Annotated in this window: 21 protein-coding genes and 1 riboswitch; of the genes, 1 reads left to right on the top strand and 20 read right to left on the bottom strand. The window is 59.0% G+C overall.

Features of this window, described 5'->3' with window-relative positions; translation table 11 throughout:
• Entirely contained in the window at nucleotides 1-1665 is a 1665-nt protein-coding gene (locus HM1_RS10975; RefSeq protein ID WP_012283444.1) for a cobyric acid synthase, read from the bottom strand.
• Nucleotides 1666-1779: 114 nt separating this feature from the next.
• Nucleotides 1780-2361, bottom strand: a complete 582-nt coding sequence (gene cobU / locus HM1_RS10970) for a bifunctional adenosylcobinamide kinase/adenosylcobinamide-phosphate guanylyltransferase (RefSeq protein WP_236995016.1) — start codon at nucleotides 2359-2361, stop codon at nucleotides 1780-1782.
• 28 nt (nucleotides 2362-2389) lie between these two features.
• Between cobU and HM1_RS14720 the strand changes: the two genes are divergently transcribed.
• Nucleotides 2390-2950: an HD domain-containing protein gene (locus tag HM1_RS14720; protein ID WP_012283442.1), complete on the top strand. Its 561-nt coding sequence runs from the start codon at nucleotides 2390-2392 to the stop codon at nucleotides 2948-2950.
• 35 nt (nucleotides 2951-2985) lie between these two features.
• Here the strand turns inward: HM1_RS14720 and HM1_RS10960 are convergent, their stop codons facing one another.
• The 18 genes from HM1_RS10960 to recA all read right to left on the bottom strand — a co-directional run bounded on the left by HM1_RS10960 (nucleotide 2986) and on the right by recA (nucleotide 19627).
• On the bottom strand, nucleotides 2986-3606 hold the full coding sequence (locus HM1_RS10960; protein ID WP_012283441.1) for a precorrin-8X methylmutase: 621 nt from the start codon (nucleotides 3604-3606) through the stop codon (nucleotides 2986-2988).
• On the bottom strand, nucleotides 3606-3971 hold the full coding sequence (locus HM1_RS10955) for a sirohydrochlorin chelatase (RefSeq protein ID WP_012283440.1): 366 nt from the start codon (nucleotides 3969-3971) through the stop codon (nucleotides 3606-3608). Before HM1_RS10955 ends, HM1_RS10960 begins: the two co-directional genes overlap by 1 nt.
• A gap of 131 nt (nucleotides 3972-4102) precedes the next feature.
• Nucleotides 4103-4882 (bottom strand): precorrin-6A reductase, encoded by a 780-nt coding sequence (gene cobK / locus HM1_RS10950; protein ID WP_012283439.1) that lies wholly within the window; start codon nucleotides 4880-4882, stop codon nucleotides 4103-4105.
• On the bottom strand, nucleotides 4879-5568 hold the full coding sequence (gene cobJ, locus HM1_RS10945; RefSeq protein ID WP_041313798.1) for a precorrin-3B C(17)-methyltransferase: 690 nt from the start codon (nucleotides 5566-5568) through the stop codon (nucleotides 4879-4881). The genes cobK and cobJ overlap by 4 nt, the downstream gene beginning before the upstream one ends.
• The gene (locus HM1_RS10940; RefSeq protein WP_012283437.1) at nucleotides 5565-6821 is read right to left on the bottom strand and encodes a cobalt-precorrin 5A hydrolase; all 1257 of its coding nucleotides are present in this window, start codon (nucleotides 6819-6821) and stop codon (nucleotides 5565-5567) included. Before HM1_RS10940 ends, cobJ begins: the two co-directional genes overlap by 4 nt.
• Nucleotides 6818-7585, bottom strand: a complete 768-nt coding sequence (gene cobM / locus HM1_RS10935; protein ID WP_012283436.1) for a precorrin-4 C(11)-methyltransferase — start codon at nucleotides 7583-7585, stop codon at nucleotides 6818-6820. The genes HM1_RS10940 and cobM overlap by 4 nt, the downstream gene beginning before the upstream one ends.
• Nucleotides 7582-8298, bottom strand: a complete 717-nt coding sequence (gene cobI / locus HM1_RS10930) for a precorrin-2 C(20)-methyltransferase (protein ID WP_012283435.1) — start codon at nucleotides 8296-8298, stop codon at nucleotides 7582-7584. Before cobI ends, cobM begins: the two co-directional genes overlap by 4 nt.
• Entirely contained in the window at nucleotides 8299-9633 is a 1335-nt protein-coding gene (locus HM1_RS10925) for a bifunctional cobalt-precorrin-7 (C(5))-methyltransferase/cobalt-precorrin-6B (C(15))-methyltransferase (protein ID WP_012283434.1), read from the bottom strand.
• Nucleotides 9546-10757, bottom strand: coding sequence for a cobalt-precorrin-5B (C(1))-methyltransferase CbiD (cbiD, locus tag HM1_RS10920; protein WP_012283433.1), 1212 nt, complete (start codon nucleotides 10755-10757; stop codon nucleotides 9546-9548). The genes HM1_RS10925 and cbiD overlap by 88 nt, the downstream gene beginning before the upstream one ends.
• A gap of 106 nt (nucleotides 10758-10863) precedes the next feature.
• A riboswitch (cobalamin riboswitch) is annotated at nucleotides 10864-11035 on the bottom strand.
• A 13-nt stretch (nucleotides 11036-11048) separates the two neighbouring features.
• Nucleotides 11049-11324, bottom strand: a complete 276-nt coding sequence (locus tag HM1_RS10915) for a hypothetical protein (protein WP_012283432.1) — start codon at nucleotides 11322-11324, stop codon at nucleotides 11049-11051.
• Between the two features lie 102 nt (nucleotides 11325-11426).
• On the bottom strand, nucleotides 11427-12608 hold the full coding sequence (locus HM1_RS10910; RefSeq protein ID WP_012283431.1) for an LL-diaminopimelate aminotransferase: 1182 nt from the start codon (nucleotides 12606-12608) through the stop codon (nucleotides 11427-11429).
• 308 nt (nucleotides 12609-12916) lie between these two features.
• A complete protein-coding gene (locus tag HM1_RS10905) occupies nucleotides 12917-13879 on the bottom strand; it encodes a dipeptidase (RefSeq protein ID WP_012283430.1) in 963 nt (320 codons plus the stop codon).
• 134 nt (nucleotides 13880-14013) lie between these two features.
• The gene (gene spoVS, locus HM1_RS10900) at nucleotides 14014-14274 is read right to left on the bottom strand and encodes a stage V sporulation protein SpoVS (protein WP_012283429.1); all 261 of its coding nucleotides are present in this window, start codon (nucleotides 14272-14274) and stop codon (nucleotides 14014-14016) included.
• 212 nt (nucleotides 14275-14486) lie between these two features.
• On the bottom strand, nucleotides 14487-15269 hold the full coding sequence (locus HM1_RS10895) for a TIGR00282 family metallophosphoesterase (protein WP_012283428.1): 783 nt from the start codon (nucleotides 15267-15269) through the stop codon (nucleotides 14487-14489).
• A gap of 125 nt (nucleotides 15270-15394) precedes the next feature.
• Nucleotides 15395-15916, bottom strand: a complete 522-nt coding sequence (locus tag HM1_RS10890; protein ID WP_012283427.1) for a hypothetical protein — start codon at nucleotides 15914-15916, stop codon at nucleotides 15395-15397.
• A 145-nt stretch (nucleotides 15917-16061) separates the two neighbouring features.
• Nucleotides 16062-17591, bottom strand: a complete 1530-nt coding sequence (rny, locus tag HM1_RS10885; RefSeq protein WP_012283426.1) for a ribonuclease Y — start codon at nucleotides 17589-17591, stop codon at nucleotides 16062-16064.
• 372 nt (nucleotides 17592-17963) lie between these two features.
• On the bottom strand, nucleotides 17964-18590 hold the full coding sequence (locus HM1_RS10880) for a regulatory protein RecX (protein ID WP_083765225.1): 627 nt from the start codon (nucleotides 18588-18590) through the stop codon (nucleotides 17964-17966).
• Entirely contained in the window at nucleotides 18587-19627 is a 1041-nt protein-coding gene (gene recA, locus HM1_RS10875; RefSeq protein WP_012283424.1) for a recombinase RecA, read from the bottom strand. The genes HM1_RS10880 and recA overlap by 4 nt, the downstream gene beginning before the upstream one ends.
• Nucleotides 19628-19708: the final 81 nt, after the last annotated feature.

Below are 19708 nucleotides of genomic sequence, written 5' to 3'. Positions count from 1 at the left end.
TCACCCGACCTGTGGATCAGTAGGCCCCTGTATCCCGGTAGTTCCCGGTGAACCGGCAGATCCCTGAGCGACAACAGGCTCATAGGAAACGGAAGACCCGTTCACAGGAGCCGATCCGCTTCCACGAGCAGGTCCCGGAAGCCCTACAATCTCGTAGAGCAGATCCATGCGCAGGCTCTGGCGGACAATCTCGCCCAGGCGGTCATAGTCCTGCTCGCGCCGCTCCCGAATGGACGGGATACCGGCAAAATCGATCTCCGGAAGGCCTTTTTTTCGGCGCAGCGTGTTCAACAGGTGATGGCGGAGCGGCTCGTTATCAAAGATGCCATGCAGATAGGAGCCGATGACCAGGCCGTCACCGCCGACGAGGCCGTCGGCGACATCTACCGTTTCGTCGCCGCGCTGCCGAATCCGGCAGAAAGAGGGCTGATCGCCGACAGGATTGCTCTGGCCCATGTGGATTTCGTAACCCTGGACGGTCAACCCCTGCAAGGGCGACAAGAAAGGCCCCGGACCGCAGAGGGTGGCCGTGACCAGGCGGGTCACCTTTTCCGCCTCCATCGTCGTCACCATATCGAGCAAGCCCAGTCCGGAGATGGAAGGCAGCGTGCTCTCCACCCCCGCCGGATCGGCGATCTCCCGGCCGAGCATCTGATAGCCGCCGCAGATCCCCCAGAGGGGAACGCCGTTTTTGGCCAGCACCTGTATCTCCCTGTCGATCCCCTTCCGGCGAAGCCAGCACATGTCTTCGATCGTATTTTTTGTCCCAGGGATGATGACCAGATCGGGCTTGCCCAGCTCGCCGGCCTCCTCCACATAGCGGACCCGAGCTACGCCTTCCGCCTCCAGCGCGTCTAGATCGGTGAAGTTGGAAATGCGAGGCAGGCGGATGACGGCAATGTCCAGCCTTTCGCCCGAGGGGACCTGTCGTTCTGCTTTTTCCAGGGCCACCGAGTCCTCTTCCTGGATGTTCAAACCCCGGAAGTAAGGGACGACGCCGAGCACAGGGATCTTGGTGTAATCCTCCAAAAAGTCGATGGCCGGCTGGAGGAGTGAGATGTCGCCGCGAAACTTGTTGATGATGATCCCTTTCACCCGTTCCCGCTCGTCCGGATCGAGGAGCGCCAGGGTGCCGACGATGGAGGCCAAGGCGCCGCCGCGGTCGATGTCGGCTACGAGGAGGACCGGCGCGTCAGCCATTTTGGCTACCCGCATGTTGGCGATATCGCGGGCTTTTAAGTTGACCTCGGCAGGTGAACCGGCGCCTTCAATGACGATGATGTCATATTCGTTGTTGAACTTGTCGAGACAGGCCTGAATCGTGTCGAGGGCGGACGTGGCATATTCCAGGTGGTACTCGCGGGCACTGATGTTGCCGATGGGGCGGCCTAGGACGATCACCTGAGATGACGCCTGTCCCGTCGGCTTCAGCAGGATCGGGTTCATCTCCACCTGCGGTTCGATCCCCGCCGCTTCCGCCTGGACAACCTGGGCGCGCCCCATCTCACCGCCGTCGCTGGTGACATAGGAGTTGAGGGCCATGTTCTGAGACTTAAAGGGCACCACCTTATGCCCGTCGCGGTAAAAGATGCGACAAAGGGCCGCTGCCAGCACGCTCTTGCCGACGTTGGAACTGGTTCCTTGCATCATAATGGCTTTGGCCATAGGTTGCTCCGCTCCCCTCCCTAAAACGGGCACTTGCTGTCACGATAAAACTCGTCAGCAGTCTGCCTTTGACTGAGCGCCTTTTCGGCGATGCTGCCTTTGAATGAGTGCTCTTTAGGCGGGTCCTTTGACCTGCAGCGGGCAGCCGGCGACAGCCAGATAGACCCGATGAGCTTCGGTAGCAAAGGCTTGTTGCACCCGGCCAGCGGCGTCGCGAAAGGCGCGGCTGAGCGGATCAGGCGGGACGATCCCCCATCCGACCTCGTTGCCGACGGCGATCACCGTCGCCCGGGAGGCGCTGGCCCGCTTGGCCGTGTGCCGGGCCATGTCGACGAGGGTCTGTTCTTTTTGGTTGTTCCATTCTTCTTCCCGGTATTGCGGCAGCAGCAGGTTGGTCGTCCACAGGGTCAGGCAATCGATCAGGATCACCCGTCCTTCCTCATCCCATTCATCGATCACCCGCAACAAATCGAGCGGCTCTTCGACGGTCTGCCAAGCGGCGGGACGGCGCTGCCGGTGTGTATCGACGCGGCGACGCATCTCCTCATCAAAAACGCCAGCCGTGGCCACATAGACCACCTGCTCCGGCTTTGTACCGGCCGCTTCGGCAGCCAGTTGTTCCGCCCAGGCGCTTTTTCCACTCCGGGCGCCGCCGGTAACGAGCACCAATTCTCCAGACTGAATGTACATCTTCATCAACGCCTCTTCGTGATATACTGATTGCATGAAGACAGCGCTTTTTTCCAGAATCCGATACCGTTGCCGACAAGTCCTGCAAGCCTGGCAACCGCACTTTTCGGAGGAGGAACTGGTTTGGGCCGACGCTTTCCTCGCTCCAGAAGAACGGGCGGTCTTCCTGGAAATGGCCCCTGCCGACCGGCGTCACGCCCTCGATGTGGCTCATCTCTGTCACAGGGAATCTGGCGAACTATCGCCGGAGGGGCAGCAGTTGCTGATCAAAGCCGCCCTGCTGCATGACATGGGCAAACGCAACGCCAGCATCGGCTTGGTTCACCGCGTCCTCTATGTTCTTCTCGGATCTTGGCCTGTGAAAAGTCAAGCCTTCCACGGCTGGCCCCTGCTGGGCAAGCCGCTTTCCGTTCTTGCCCAGCACGCGTCCCTTGGCGCGCAAGAAGCGGCGCGTCGCCGCTGGACACCAGCGCTGGTGGAACTGATCCAGCGCCACCATGGCGATTGCCGAGGTGAACGTAAGGGAACGGAACCGGAGCATCCAGAGATCAGCGAATTATTGACGTTGCTGCAGAAGGCCGACAACCGCTGTTAGCCTCCGGTTGGTATCCGTCGACATCGCATCAGTCGCTAGGGCATCTGCAACAACATGGCATTGACGATAGCGGCGGCGATATTGCTGCCGCCCTTGTTTCCCGTCACCGTGATGTAGGGAACGTCAGCCTGGGTTAAGGCCTCTTTCGATTCGGCGGCGCCGACGAAGCCGACCGGTGTGCCGACGACCAAAGCCGGGCGGCAGCGGCCTGCTTCCACCAACGAGAGCAGGTGAAAGAGCGCGGTGGGCGCATTGCCGATAGCGATGACAGCGCCGTTCATCTCTGGGGCAAGCAGGTCGAAGGCGGTCATCGCCCGCGTCTTGCCGGTCCGTTCCGCCTCGGCAACAACGCGGGGCTCGCTGATCGCGCAGACAACGTTGCCCCCCTTGATAGTGAGGAGACGGCTGTTGACGCCCACGCGAACCATGTTCACATCCGTGAAGACCGACGCCCCCCGGGCCAAGGCGGCGATGCCGATAGGAACGGCGCCGTGGCTCCAGCGGACCAGCTTAGCAAAGTCGGGGTCCCCTGTCGTATGGACGACGCGCTTGATCACCTTGCGCTCCTCTGCCGATACAGGCAGCGGACCGATCAGCCCGTCGATGATCTCCATGCTTTTTGTCTCAATAGCGCGGGGATCGGTGATGTAGTCCATCAACTGACCTCCTGGATGCGCTCGAAAATCAGCTGGGCGATGCGTTCATCAGCGCCGAGCGGCCGTCCTACAGTGATCTGAATGTTCGGATAGCTCTTTTGCAGTTCCTCCAGCTCTTCCGGGATATCCTTTTGAATATGAACGCCATTGTATAAAAAGAGCGGGATCACCTTGACATCATTGACGCCGGCCGCCACCAGTTGGGCAAGCCCTTCGGCCATGCTCGGCTTGGCCAGTTCCATAAAAGAGACGACGAGGGGCTCCACCCCATACTTCTCCTGAACCATGCGGCCGATGGCGACAGCATGGTTGTTGGCCTCCTGGAGGCGGCTGCCATGGGCGATCATCAAAACGCCCGTTTTCATGATTACCTCTCCTTTTCCTTATCCGGCGGCCCTTACAGACCGCTTGCTTCGACTTCATTTGTTCCGGTTTCTGTTCCGGTTTCATAGTCCGATTTCATGTTCTGATTCAGGAAAAGACGCTCCTTATCCGACTATTGCAGCCTCTCTTCGGCCCAGGCGACTGCTTGTTCAAAGTCAGTCGTTATACAGGGATAAGGCAAATCGGGCCGACAGAGCAGGATCGTCTTCAGTCCCATTTCGGCGGCGGCGCGGAGCTTGGCGGCGGCGCCGCCGACAGCGCCGCTCTCCTTGGTGACCAACCAGCGCGCCTTTGTTTGCGCGAACATGGCCCGGTTCATTTCTTCACTGAAAGGGCCCTGCATCGCGATGATCTGATCGGCTTGGAGGCCCAGATCGAGGCACAGCCGCAGCGAATCCAGATCAGGCAGGATGCGTGCGATGGGGCGGAGCTTTTTTTGCAGCAGCGGCGGAATGACCTGCGGCAGCGCCCGGCTTCCGGTGGCGAGAAAGACCGTCTCCCCCTCCCCAGCCTCTCCCAGCGCACCCAATACCTCTTCCCAATTTCTGACAACAATCAAGTTTAGGAAATCTGTCGTATCTACAGAAGGTCGCTCATACCGAAGATAGGCGACACCCTCTCTTGCAGCCAGTTGCAGCAGATTTTCCGACACTGCGCGGGCAAAGGGATGGGTGGCGTCGATCACCGCAATGATCCCTTTTTCCCGGACAAAGGCGCGCATCGCCGAAAGTTCCATGGCACCTTGACGGACAGGCACTTTCCCAGAAAAAGCTTCCTGGAGGAGTTGGGCGCCGTATTCGCTGACGACACTGGCAATGACCGGTAGTCCGGCTCGCCATATCTCGTCGACCAACTGGCGGGCATCCCGCGTTCCGGCGACAACCCAGATCACCAGCGGTACCCCCGCGGCGTGATCATCCAGCCGTCACGGACATAGGTCTGCGAGTTGCCAATGACCAGAATGGTAAACATGTCGATGGGGTGTTCCAAAAACTCGCCTAGTGTGGTCAATCGCCGCTCCTCGCCTTCACGCCGAGCGTTACGGACGATGCCCACCGGCGTGGAAGGCGGACGGTGCTGGAGCAGCAGTTCCCGCACCGCTTCGATCTGGTGGATGCGCTTGGTGCTCTTCGGGTTATAGAGAGCGATGATGAAGTCACCAGCAGCGGCGTTCTCGATGCGCCGCCGGATCAGATCCCAAGGGGTGAGCAAGTCGCTGAGGGAGATGACGGCGAAGTCATGCATCAGCGGCGCGCCCAAGACGGCGGCGGCGGCCGTAGCGGACGTGACACCGGGGATCACCTCTACGAAGATCTTCCCTTGGGCCTCTCGCTGCTGCATCGCTTCCAGGACTAGGCCGGCCATACCGTAGACACCGGGGTCGCCGCTCGACACAACGGCAACCGCTTTTCCTTCCAGTGCCAGATCGACGGCCAAAAGAGCTCGGTCGATCTCCTTGCGCATGCCGGAGGCTTGCACATCTTTCCCCTCGATCAGGTCTTCGATCAACCTCACATAGGTGCTGTAGCCGACGATCACATCGGCTTGGGCAATGGCCTGCAACGCCCGCCCCGTCATCTGATCCCGGTTGCCTGGTCCCAATCCGATGACGGCCAGGGAACCTCGGCCAGGGCCACGGTCACCGGACCGGCAGCCCGTTTCTTCAACAGGAGCCTCGCTTGAGGATGTGTCAACAGCGCAGTCGGTTCGCATACAGCTTTCACTCCAATCGCATCAGCCACAAAAAGGGATCCGCCGATCTCCCGGTGGCTGGCGCAGCAGGCTTGAATTTCATCGGCGGAAAAGGTGCGGAAGGGAACATCATAGGTTTTCGCCAGGGCGATGAGAGCCGGTTCTTCAGCTTTCACCCAAGCGCTGGCAATAGCGGTCAGGCATCGTGGATGGATATCGACGATCTGGCAGGCTTCTCGAAAGGCAACATGCACCTGTTCCAGCGACACACCCCGGCGGCAGCCGATCCCGGCGATGAGACAGCGGGGGAAGAGACGGAGGTCGACTGGCGGTTCCACCCAACGCGATGAGAACAGCACCCGCTGGGTCTTCGTCTTCTGGTTCAGTTCACACAAGCTGGCTTCGTCCGAGGTCAACGCACCGGAGATTTGATCCCCCGAAGGGGACATTCCCGATGCCGGCTGTTTCCACAGGGGCTCCCTTGTAGGTTTCTGCGATGGATGCCACGGGAAGGCTGGTTCCAGTTTCTTCAAAACAGGCAAGAACCGTTCGTCGGCCAGCCACTTGATCGCATCCCCCCGCAGTTGGGCTGAAGCAATTTTTTTTACGGCCGCCCATGGTTCGATGCGGGCGCCCCAGCGGCGAGCAAAGGTATCGACGGCCGGCAGCCCGGCCACATCGGTGGCTGTCGTGATCACAGGGACGGCCCCGATGCGCCGGCTCACCTCTTTGGCCAGTTCGTTGGCGCCGCCCCAGTGACCGGCCAGTACGCTGATGACAAAACGTCCGCCTTCGTCAAGGGCGATCACCGGGGGATCGGTGCGCTTGTCGGCGATCCGCGGCGCCAGCAGGCGAACGAGGATACCGAGGGCGCCGATAAAGAGAATCGGCTTACCCGCTGAGAAAATCAGTCCGAAGGTGTTCCGCAAAGGGGGGCGCCAGCGCAAGACTGTTGCTTCAGCAGTGTCGTTGGTCGTCGTCGCATCTATTATACCGGCCCCATGTGCGTCCGTATCACCGGCTCCAGCATCAATACCCTCATCCCCACCAACAGGCAGCCACAACCGCGCTTCCGGAAAAACATTGCCGATGCGCCGAGCCAGGGCGCTCCCACCCGGCGTCAGCGCCAGTACGTTCACTCCCCGTTCCCCCGTTCAGCCTCCCGGTATCCGTGAGCAAAGGCAGGATGATAGAGGAGGGAACGTTGGTAAGGGCCTTCGAGAAACTGGCCTACCATGATCATAGCTGTGCGGGAGATCCCGGCCTCTGCCACCTTGCCGGCAATGTCGCGCAAAGTTCCCCGGACAGTCTTTTCATCAGGCCAGGAGGCTTTGTAGACGACAGCCGCCGGCGTGTCCGCCGGATAGCCGCCGGCGATCAACTCGGCTGTCACCTGATCCAGCCGGTGGGTGCTGAGGAAAATGCACAGTGACGCTTTATGCTGCGCCAGGCCGGCCAGGGATTCCTTTTCCGGCACCGGTGTCCGTCCGGCCAGTCGAGTGATGATCACCGTTTGGGAGACGTCAGGGAGTGTAAACTCCTTGCGCAGACTGGCCGCAGCAGCCAGGAAAGAACTGACGCCGGGAATGACCTCATAGGGGATGTTCCTTTCGTCGAGGGCGTCCATCTGTTCGCGGATGGCGCCGTAGATGCTGGGATCGCCCGTATGCAATCGGGCAACTTTTTTACCCTCTCCCACCGCGCGCTCCATGACGGCCAGCACCGCCTCCAAGGTCATCGATGCGCTGTTGTAGATCTCCGCTTCCGGCCGACAGACGCGGAGGACGGCCGGGTTGACAAGCGATCCGGCGTAGATGACCACATCGGCTTCTGCGAGGCGCTTTTGCCCTTTAACGGTGAGCAGATCAGGATCACCCGGTCCTGCTCCGATAAAACTGATCAAATCGACACCCCCCTTGGTTTAACAATCAACAGGCTGAGATAATCGAGCTTTTGTCCGACCAGAGAAGCGAGGTCACAGACGATCCGTTCCTCCGGCGTCCCGCAGCGCGCCACAAAGGCGGCCGACTCGGCCCGTCCCTCCTCTTGCAGCACCCGGTAGATCTCGTCAAAACGGGAAGCCACCTTCATCAGGACCAGGTTGGGAAACTGCCGCAGCAGCGGACGCAGCTCCTCCGGGTCGCGCAGTGCCGGGACGATGAGCAGCGGTTCCTCGCCCTCGGCGAGGGGGATATTAAGCCGCGATGCGCTGGCCGAAAAAGAGGTCACACCGGGCACACTCTCAACAGACAGGTGAGGGGCGATTTTTCGGAGCGCCTTTAACAGGTATCCATAGGTGGAAAAGAGCAGGCAGTCGCCGATGGTGACGAAAGCAGCATTCTTCCCTGCGGCCAATCTGTCGTAAATCTGCCGCGCCGCTTCCTCCCAAGCTTCCCGCAGAAGGCGATCATCCTGGGTCATGGGCAGGTGTAGCGGCACAATCTCTGTCGATTCAGGCAGGATATCGCGAATGATGGTCAGGGCCACACCCTCGCCGCCCCCTTTGCCACGGGGCATGAAGATCACCGGCGTCGTCTCCAAAAGGGCGACGGCTCGCCGCGTCAATAACGCTGGATCACCGGGCCCGACACCGATGCCGTACAAACGTCCCAGCATTCAGCTACTCTCCTTTCGGGTCCAGATGATGACAACGGGATTTTGGCTTCTCCACAGGTGAACTGTTCCGGCAGGCTCCAGCCGGTTCACCTGGATCTGACTGGCCTGAAAAGAGATTCCCCGTTCCCGCAGCCATTGGGTAGCAGCGGCCACCGTCTCAACAGTGACGGCATTGAGGACCAGTCGGCCGCCCGCCTTCAATCGCGACCAGGCGCTCTGCAAGATCTCTGGAAGTTTTCCGCCGGAACCGCCGATGATCACCGCATCCGGCTCCGGCAAGTGGACGAGCGCTTCCGGCGCTTCACCCCGTACCGGAACAAGGTTGTCTACGCCCAGCTTCCGCGCGTTGGCCTCGATCAGATCGCAGCCAGCCTGGCCGCGTTCCACGGCGAAGACTCGACCGCCCCTTGACAAATGGGCCGCCTCGACGCTGATCGAACCGGTGCCGGCGCCAATGTCCCAGACGATGTCCCCCGGGCTGACCTGCGCCCGGACCAGGGTGAGCGCCCGGATATCCGACTTGGTCATGGGGACCTGGCCGCGGATGAAAGCATCATCCGGCAAGCCGACATTTGTCATAAACAGCGAATCCTTCGCAGGCTGAACTCCCGGAATCGTCTCTCTCTGGATGTTCGATCCGGCCTGCTCTCTGCCGTCCGATTTAACGTCAAAGCCCCCCTCGACGATCAGCAGCGACGGTCGATATGCGCCTGTTTTCACAAGCGCAAATGCGTGTACAGTGCCTGCTTCGACCGACTCATCGTCGTAACCAAGGTTGCGCGTCACATAGGCGCGCCGTTTCCCCTCCCCCTGTGCATCCAGGTAGGCAGCCACCGCTTCCGGCGAGTGGTCGGGATCGGTCAGAAAAGCTACCCACCCCGGATGGCGGAGGGCATCGAGGGCATCCCCCATAGGGCGGCCATGCATGCTCTTCCAGGCAGCCTCCTGCCAAGGGAGCTTGAGGCGGGCAAAGGCCATCTGCAAGGAACTCAAACCGGGAATGACCTCGATCGGTTCGGCGCCGAAAGAACGGATCAGACGGGGCAACAGGCTGAAATAGCCAGGGTCCCCGGAGACGAGAACGGCGAGACGCCGCGATAGCCGTTCGGCGGCAATATAGTCGATAAGGTCATCGAGATGACGGTCGATGATCCGTCCCGGCTTGTTGTAACGGGCAAAAAGCGCCAGTGCGCGAGGCCCCCCGATGAGAAGATCGGCCGCCTCCACCGCCCGCAGCGCCGCCGGTGTCAAATATTCTTCTGTACCAGGACCGATGCCGATGACAGTGACCGGAAATCCCGGTCTAATCCCGGAAGTGTTGCATGGCGACTCCACCCGAGCGGTTCTCCCTTCAAATCTGTAAATATAACCGAAACAGTTCCACGAAAACGTTGGGATGCTTTTTCGGCGGCCACCTCAGCCAGACGGTCGAACAAGTCACGGCGGCCAGCTTGATGCAGCAGTTCCACCGCCGCTTCCGCTGTATTGGCCTCCAGCACGGCCTGGACGAGTTCCAATGGCAAGCCGCAGACAGCTGCGTGGGCGGCAATGATCTCTTTGCGCCCGTCGGCAACCTTGCTGTGGGTGTGAAAAATGCCTCCGGCGACTTTGACCAACTTTCCCACATGGCCCCAGAGCAGGATCTCCTGGACACCTTTTTTGGCGCATGCGTCCAGCATATGGCCGATGAAGTTGCTCGTCAGCACGATGGCGTCAGCGGGCGCTCCCCGCTGCTCCAACCCCCGCCGGCCCATGTGGCCCGGTGTCAGCAGAAGGGTCCGGTGTCCTGCAGCCAGCGCGATGTCGATCTGCGGCTCGAGGCTGTATTTGAATGCCTCTTCCGACATGGGGTTGACGATGCCTGTTGTTCCAAGAATGGAGATGCCGCCGCCGACGCCCAGGTGAGGGTTCAATGTCGAAGGTCCGATCTGCTCTCCTTCCGGCGCCCAGACGATGAGGCGAACCCCCTTGCCGAGCGGCAGCGCTTCCTTGACGGCAGCTGTGATCATGGCGCGCGGTACCGGATTGATGGCCGCTTCCCCCACCGGCACGGCCAAGCCGGGCTTGGTCACCCGCCCTACACCCAGCCCACCGTCGATGTGGATCCCTAGCGGCGCAGGCAGGGCGGTCACACGGATCGCCATGCCGTGGGTCGCATCGGGGTCATCGCCACCATCCTTGATCACCTGACAGGTAACTGCCCCATCATTATCGACAGAGGGCTCGTGCGTGTCGATGCGTTCCGCCTTGACGAGCAGCCGTCCTCCGTAGGGAAGCGGGATATTCACCGGCAGTGATTCTTGCAACATGGAAGCAGCGGAAATCCCTGTTGCCTCATGCGATGTCTCGGCAAGTGCTCCAAGTGTTCCATAGAGGAAAGCTGTCGCCGCCTTGGCAGCAGCAGCAGCGCAGGATCCCGTCGTATAGCCTTTTCGCAGTTCTTCCCACTCTCCCCGCATATAAGAAATCCCACTCCCTCAGCAAGGGGTGGGATTTGACGCAAAAGCAAACCTGGGGAATCAAAAGACCATTCCCCGGTCCGGTCACCTCCCCCGTAGCGCGCGGGTTCTATCGGTAGGGGCAGTCAGGTCTCCTGGCTCAAGCTCATCGGAACGCTTCGCCTTCCCGATTTCCCGGTGGCTTTAGAAGCGCCCTCCCCATCACAGTGGCGGCACCGCGTCGGATTCGCACCGACTTCCCTGCGTCATAGGTGACGCCTGCCCCGAATATGCGTAATGTGATACATAAAATCATTCGCCGTCTTTTGAATCATTCCTGCAAATCCAGAGAACTTTTCTGTCTTCACTGCGGATCAGGGACAGCTTATCGACATCCTTTCGCCGAGATCGCCGCAGGCGGCGGTTTTCCGCCTCGAGGCGCGCAATCGCATGCCGCCGTTCACTGTCCACCGTCTCCAGCAAAGCCATCAACACACGGCGACTGAGTCTCAACTGATTCAGCCGTGAGCGCAGGTAATCCACTTCGTCCTTCAGCGCTTCCAGCGATTCGCGATTTCCTTCTCCCATGGGTCCCGCCCTCCTGCCTGAGTCTTATCACCATTTTATGTCAAAGATAGGCGAGCTATCCCAAAAGGGAGATTTCGATCGTTGGCAAAGGATAGACTTTGTTCAATCGCCGAAACGATACCACCTGGCAATCCGTTCAACAGCCTCTTCCAATCGCCCTTCAGGAACAACCAGGGCGATGCGCACATATCCCTCGCCGCGCTCCCCGAAGGCGTTGCCCGGGACGACGAGCACACCCGTCTCACGCAAGAGCTCCTCGGCAAAGGCGAAGGAGGAGGTAAAGCCCTTAGGCACAGGCGCCCAGACGAACATGGAGGCCTTTGGCTTATCCATCTGCCAGCCGATGCGGTTCAAACCGTCGACGAGGACATCGCGCCGGCGCTGGTAGGCCCTGGCGTTTTCCTCAACGATCGCCTGAGGTCCCCGCAAGGCCGCCACTGCCGCCCACTGGACCGCCTTGAAGACGCCATAGTCAATATTGGACTTCAGATTGGCCAAAAGGGCCAGGACCTCCCGATTGCCGACGGCCATTCCCAAACGACACCCGGCCAGGTTATAAGACTTAGAAAGGGAGTGAAACTCAATGCCCACTTCCTTGGCCCCCGGCGCCTGGAGAAAGCTCACCGGACGGTAGCCATCATAGGCAAGTTCCGAATAGGCGATGTCGTGGAGGACGATGATGTTGTTGCGGCGAGCGAAATCAACGACACCGGTAAAAAAGTTCAACTCCGCCGTCGCGGCCACAGGATTGCTCGGGTAATTCAGGATCATCAGTTTGGCCCGGCGGAGGATATCTTCTGGCACAGCATCCAGATCGGGCAGATAGTCCCGCTCCCGTTCCAACGGAAGCGGATAGGGGAAGCCTTCGGCGAGAAGAACGCCCGCCCTATAGATCGGGTATCCCGGATCAGGAATAAGGGCGACATCACCAGGGTCGAGCAACGCAAGGCCAAGATGGCCGAGCCCGTCCTGAGAGCCCATCAGGGAAAGGACCTCTGTCTTCGGATCAAGGGCCACGCCGAACCGTTCCTGATACCAATCAGCAACGGCGCTCTTAAACTCGATCAGCCCGTCTGTCAAGGCATACCCATAAGCGTCGTCACGGACCAGCGCATCCATGAGGGTTTGCCGGACATGGGGAGCCGGGGGGCGATCAGGGCTGCCGATACCGAGATTGATGACGTCAACGCCGCTAGCCTCTACCTCTTGCCGCAGCGCATCCATGCGCGAAAACATGGCAGACGATAGGCTAGCCATCCGGCGAGCCGGTTTCCATCCAAACATGCTATGTATCTCCCCCGTATTCACATATTGTCAACTCTCATTCTAGTCCTATCACGGGGGATGTTTCAAGGTTTCCTTACTTTCTCTTCAGTCTATTTCCTTTTCTATCGACGACTCGTATTCGCTTCCGTCGGTGCATTCATTGCAGGGAAGACAATCCCCGGCACGATCAGCATACAAGCAAGTTTCACAATGGAGGTCTCGACGCTCCATGCGGCCTCCCCCTTGTCCTGTTCTTTGACCCTATTCTTTGCTTCCGCCTCCGTTACCCATACACGAATTCTTTCTATACTTACCACTTTTTTAAATCATTCCGGTATTTCACAGGGTCGCTCCGGCAGGGATTGGGCGAGCAGCCGCATCAGGTTGCCGCCGGCGACAGCGCGGATCTGGTCGTCTGAGAAGCCCCTTCGCCCCAATGCCTCCCACAGGCGCGGCAGGCATCCGGCCTCTGTCAAGCCGCGAGCGGAGCGGTCGGCGCCGTCAAAGTCACTGCCGATACCGACGTGTTCAACACCGCCACCCACCTGGCACGCCTGCTCGATGTGGTCTGCCACACCCTCCATGTCCCCTCGTGATTCGCCGAGAAACTCTGGGTAGAAGGTGATCCCCATGACGCCACGCCTTTTTGCCAACGCCGCGATCTGGCGGTTATCGATGTTGCGGGGATGATCCTGCAGGCTGCGGCAACAGGTATGGGAGACGAGCCAAGGTCGGCGGCAGATGGCGCAGAGATCCCAAAAGCCGGCTGGCGCGATATGGGCCGCGTCGACAACCATGCCGAGTGTCTCCATTCGTTCGACCACCTGGCGTCCGAAACGGGTCAAACCGCCCCTGCTCCTTTCCTCCCAACTACCGTCAGCAAGGAGGTTGCGCTGGTTCCAGGTCAAACCGATGGAGCGGACGCCGAGTCGAAAGAATATGTCCAATAGGGACAGCGAGCCGACAAGGGCCTCCCCCCCCTCTATCGCCAGCAGGGCGCCACAGCGCTTTTCCACTTCAGCCAGTTCCTCCTTCCAGCGAATCGGAAAGAGGAACCGGCGATGCCCATCGACCATTCGATGGTATGCTTCAATCAACTCCAGTGCACGCCGAAGGCTGCCATAAGGTTTATAGGCTTCGCCGATATAGGCGGCAAAAAACTGGAGCACCACACCTCCCCGTCGCAACGAACGAGCGTTAACGGCGGCAGCACCATCGTCGGAAAAGGAGAAACCCTCATCAAGGACTTTTAACAAGGTGTCACAATGGGCATCTACAGCCTGGAACAAGGGGATTCCCCCCCTTTCACTGACCTATAAAGGATGGCGTGGGATACCAAAGAGATAGACAAGCCCCCAGAAAGTAAGAGACCTGCCCACAAGAGGCAGGTGACCTTTGCTTATGTATACGGCCTTTCGCGTTCTCAGCGCGGTTCCACGATCAGTTTGATCGCCGTCCGCTCTTCCCCGTCGATCTGGATATCCGTGAAGGCTGGGATGCAGATGAGGTCTACGCCCCGGGGGGCTTCAAAGCCGCGTGCGATCGCCACCGCTTTGACTGCCTGGTTCAAGGCGCCCGCCCCGATGGCCTGAATCTCGGCGCCGCCTCGCTCTCGTAAGACGCCGGCCAAGGCACCGGCCACTCGGTTGGGGCTGGATTTGGCTGATACTTTGAGCACTTCCATGTCAACGGCCTCCCTGCTGTAATTTTCTTGTAATTTCCACTAATGTGTGTTTCTAGAGTACACCGAAAATTGTTTTTTTTCAATCTATTTTTTCTCCATTTTTATCCTGTTAATATTGATCCAAAATGGACAAAGGGCGTCTGCTGTAGACGGACGCCCTTTGCGCTCTTTTACTGTTTGCTTATATTCTTCGCTTCTATCAGATTTTTCGCTCAGCCATCAAACCGCTCAAAGACCCGCTCGATCTTCGTCGCTTTCCCCTTGGCGCCAAGGGTGATGATGACGGCGCAAAACTGCAAAGGTCCTGTGGCCGTCTCGAAGCGGACCGGCAAGCCGGTGATAAATTTGCGCAGGATCGCCTCTCTTTTCACGCCCAACACAGAGTCGCGGGGACCTGTCATCCCTACATCGCTGATATAGGCAGTCCCGCCGGGCAGGATACACTCATCGGCCGTCTGCACATGCGTATGAGTGCCCACCACCGCCGCCGCGCGCCCATCCAGGTGCCAGCCGAAGGCAACCTTTTCCGAGGTGGCCTCGGCGTGAAAATCGATGAATACGTAATCGGTCTGACCGTGCAGCGATTCCAGCATGCGACCTACAGCGTAAAAGGGGCAGTCCAAGTTGTCAAGGAAGACGCGGCCGCAAAAATTGCCTACGGCGATCCTTTTTCCATTCGGCAACGTGAACAAACCCCAGCCCCGCCCAGGCGCGCCCATGGGGTAGTTGGCCGGACGGATGAGGCGCGGCTCGCTGTCGATAAAGTCCATGATCTCCCGTTTGTCCCAGACGTGGTTGCCCATCGTCAATACATGGATCCCCCGGTCGAGCAATTCATGGGTGATCTCACGGGTGATGCCGTTACCGCCGGCAGCGTTTTCACCATTGGCGATGACGAAATCGATCGCCCGTTCCCGCACCAACTTGGGCACCATCAATTCCACGGCCCGCCGTCCCGGCTTGCCGACAATATCACCGATAAACAGAATGCGCAAAACTCTTCGGCCCCCAACGTAGTCTTTTTTTCGCTGTATCTCCCCACTATGCAGGAAACTGTGGCTGCTGTCAACCACAGTTTCCCTTGATCCTGATTGGGCTATGTCCGAAGCGGTGACCGGTATCACTTATTGTAGACCATAACCCGGCCCTCCTCCCGGAAGGCGTAAACCTGTTGGTCATAGCCGCCGCTTTTTAGGCTGTCCAGCATATGGGAGATGAGTTCTTCCTGCCACAACCGCTCCTCTTCCTGCAAGGCTTCCCCCTCATCTTCCGAAAGGATCACCTGACCGGCCTGCTGGTTTAAGAGGTCGATCAGAAGGGCGATCTCGTTCAGCGAGAGGCTTTCCACATCGCGGTGGACCTCCAGGCTGGCCAATCCGTCTCCGAGGCGAGGTTCCACCGATGTCACCAACGGAGAGAGTCCCTCCAGTTCGTGAAAGACCTCCAGGGCTGTTTTGACGCCCTGGGCGATAGCGGGCAGTTTGTCCTTGACGCTCTCGCGCTGCAGGAGAAAAGTGAACTTTAAAACCCGGCGCGCCGGGTCGTAATTGACGGTACCTACTTCCGGATAGCGGACCAGGATCGAGATAAGCAGTCCCATGCTGCCGTTTACTTCCGGCCCCTGTTTAAAACGTAAGCTCAAAAGGGTCACTCCTCGCGGCTTTCGAATGTGAATTGTTTCTACATAGGATGGCAAAATCCTTCCCTATTCGTCCGCGAACCTGGGAAAGCTGCTGGCAAAACAGGAAGGCCGACCCGCAGCGGATCGGCCTTCGCTCGACAACGGTTTACTTGGCGTAGTCAACCGCTCTGGTTTCGCGGATGACGACGACTTTGATTTGACCGGGATATTCCAGTTCAGATTCAATCCTTTTGACAATTTCCCGGGCGACACGGAGCGACTCAGCATCGTCAACCTTGTCCGGTTTGACCATGATGCGGATCTCACGTCCGGCCTGGATGGCGAAGGCTTTCTCAACACCTTCAAAGGAGTCGGCAATCTCTTCAAGCTTTTGCAAACGCTTGATATAAGATTCGAGGGTCTCTCTGCGGGCGCCCGGTCGGGCGGCCGATACGGCATCCGCCGCCGCCACAAGAACGGCCTCGATGGTACGCGGCTCTTCGTCGCCATGGTGGGCGGCAATACAGTGGATGACCTCCCGCGATTCGCGATACTTCTTGGCCAGGTCGATGCCGATGCTGACGTGGTTGCCTTCCATCTCATGGTCGACGGCCTTACCGATGTCATGCAGCAGACCGGCACGGCGAGCCAGGATAGGATCAGCGCCCAATTCTGCAGCCATCAGGCCAGCCAAGTGAGCCACCTCGATGGAGTGTTTGAGCACGTTCTGCCCGTAGGAGGTGCGCCAGCGCAACCTGCCCAGGAGTTTGATGAGTTCGGGATGGAGACCGTGAATGCCCGTCTCAAAGGTGGCCTGTTCGCCTTCCTCGCGGATGCGTGTTTCCACTTCTTTTTGAGCCTTCTCGACCATTTCTTCAATCCGAGCTGGGTGAATCCGCCCGTCCAGGATCAACTTCTCCAGGGCGATCCGCGCCACCTCGCGGCGAATGGGATCAAAACCGGAGAGAATGACCGCCTCCGGCGTGTCATCGATGATCAGATCGATCCCCGTCAGCGTCTCCAGGGTCCGAATGTTCCGTCCTTCACGTCCGATGATGCGGCCCTTCATCTCATCATTGGGCAAAGCCACAACAGAGACGGTCGATTCAGCCACGTGGTCGGCGGCGCAACGCTGAATGGCCAACGAGATGATCTCGCGGGCGCGCTTTTCCGCTTCTTCTTTGGCCTGGTTCTCGATCGTCTTGATCATCATGGCCGCTTCATGCTTGACCTCGTCTTCAATGTTGGACAGGAGCAACGTCCGCGCCTCTTCCGAGGTCAATCCGGACAGCCGTTCCAGTTCCGCCACCTGCTTTTGCAGCGTTTCCGCCAGCCCGGCTCGGAGTTTTTCGATTTCATCTTCGCGGCGCTGCAGGTTGTCTTCCTTGCGCTCCATCGATTCCATCTTCCGATCCAGGGACTCTTCCTTTTGCAACAGACGACGTTCCAGACGCTGCAACTCGTTGCGCCGTTCCCGGTTTTCCCGTTCGGCTTCGATGCGCATCTGGTGAACCTCGTCCTTGGCGGCCAGGACCGCCTCACGGCGTTTCGCTTCCGCCTCTTTCACGGCGTCATCTACGATCTGGCGCGCCCGGTCTTCAGCAGATCCGATTTTCCCCTCCGCGATAGACTTGCGGTAAAAAATCCCGCCCACAAAAGCGATGACGGCCAATAAGCCGGCAATAATCCATTCCACTTACATTTTCACCTCCTCGCTTTTCCGCTTAACGATAAATAATGTAGTTGGCAAAATAGAAAAAACCGAGAAGAAACTCGGTTTTGGGAGGATTCATTCCACCTGTACTTATGGCTCAATGACTCACAGCCTGCCAAAAGGAGGCGGTGACGCCTATCTTCTTATATGCCAATCACAGCACCCGGAGAGGGGCGAGATGCTCCTATATCCTCACACGTAGGGAACGCTGTTGAATGTAATATATAAGAAACGCCTGTCACAAGCGGCGTGAACAACTCCACAAAAACCTATTACTTCCCTTTAACCATTTTAATATTTTTCATATATTGTGTCAAGTTGTCCACGTCCTCATCAGCGGCACCGGCACATTGCCTAAACATCAAAAGTGAACCGCCCTTCCGCCTCCAGGCTGTCAAGAAGCCGGTAGATCAGTGAAAGGGGGAATCCCTTCTGCTGCAAGTGCCGTCCCAGGCGGGCGACCAGTTCCCGCCGCAGGCCCGGCACATCCATGTTGGCGCGACCGGAATCGGCGTTGTCCTTTACCTTTGAAAAGCGCCCCGAACGCGCCCACTCGTCCAGCTTTTTTTCTGCAAGCCTGCGCGCCCGCGCTTCCTCTTCCGCTCCCGGGAGGAACTCATCGATGACAGCCTTCGCAGCCTCTTCCTCGATGCCCCGAACAGCCAGGTCTCGTATCAACCGCTGGGAACCCGTGGAGGATGTTTCTACGCGGTAGCGCACGAAAGATCGGGCGAATCGGCTGTCATCGAGGTAGCCCCGTTCCAAAAGTCGCTCGATGATGGCTTCAATAACCTCCTCAGCGCTCTCTTCGGCAAGGCCGATACGGCGTAGCCGCATCTCCACCTCACGGCGACTCAGGGAACGGCGAGAAAGCCAGAGGAGGGCCTTTGTCCAGGCCTCCTCTGGCTTTACCGGCTCTGTAGGTCTTTTCCTTTTTCTACCCATGCCGCCGAATCCTGAGGAACCTCTGGCTGTGCTCATTCACCGTCTCCCGCGGCCGGCGCGGCGGCAGCAGCCAGGCGGGCGCTTTCGGTGCGTCCCCGGATCATGCTTTCAATCTCCGCCGCCAGCGCAGGATGGTTGCGCAGGAATTCCTTGACGTTCTCCCGGCCTTGACCGAGCCGGTCGCCTTTGTAGGAGTACCAAGCGCCGCTCTTCTCAACGATGCCCATGTCAACAGCCAGATCAACAAGACTGCCTTCACGGGAGATGCCTTCACCATACATGATATCGAAATCAGCCACCTTAAAGGGCGGGGCCACCTTGTTCTTGACGACCTTCACCCGCGTACGGGATCCGATCATGTCAGAGCCCTGCTTGAGGGTGTCTACCTTGCGGACCTCCAGTCGGACAGAACTGTAAAACTTGAGCGCCCGTCCGCCCGGTGTCGTCTCGGGGTTGCCGAACATGACGCCGACCTTTTCACGGATCTGGTTGATGAAGAGGCAACAGGTTTTTGATTTGGAGACGACGCCGGTCAGTTTGCGCAGTGCCTGGGACATGAGGCGAGCCTGGAGGCCCACATGGGCGTCGCCCATCTCACCGTCGATCTCCGCCTTGGGAACGAGGGCGGCAACGGAGTCAATGACGACCACGTCGATGGCGCCGGAGCGGACCAGTGCCTCGCAGATCTCCAGGGCCTGTTCACCTGTATCCGGCTGGGAAACGAGCAGGTTATCGATATCGACGCCGAGATTGCGCGCATAAACCGGATCGAGTGCATGTTCGGCGTCGATGAAGGCCGCCATGCCGCCCATCTTCTGGGCCTCGGCGATGATATGTAGCGCCACCGTCGTCTTACCGGATGATTCGGGACCATAAACCTCGACGATCCGTCCCCGTGGGACGCCGCCGATGCCCAGCGCCATGTCCAAGGCGATGGAACCGGTGGGGATGACTTCCACCAAGAGTTTCGCCGACGCTTCGCCAAGTCGCATGATCGAACCCTTGCCAAAGGCCTTTTCAATGGAATTCAAGGCTTGTTGCAGCGCCTGCAGTTTGTTGTCTCCAGCAGCCATCTGTCCCTGTCCCCCTTTTTCGATTAGAACCCCTGTCCAACCTTGTCGATTTGATATGAATATACCGTTATTTGGCACAGA

Origin of the sequence: Heliomicrobium modesticaldum Ice1 (assembly GCF_000019165.1) — a bacterium.
In the GTDB taxonomy this organism is placed as follows: Bacteria; Bacillota; Desulfitobacteriia; order Heliobacteriales; family Heliobacteriaceae; genus Heliomicrobium; species Heliomicrobium modesticaldum.
Note: the sequence above shows the minus strand (reverse complement) of the source record. Positions and strands in the feature narration are given on the sequence as shown.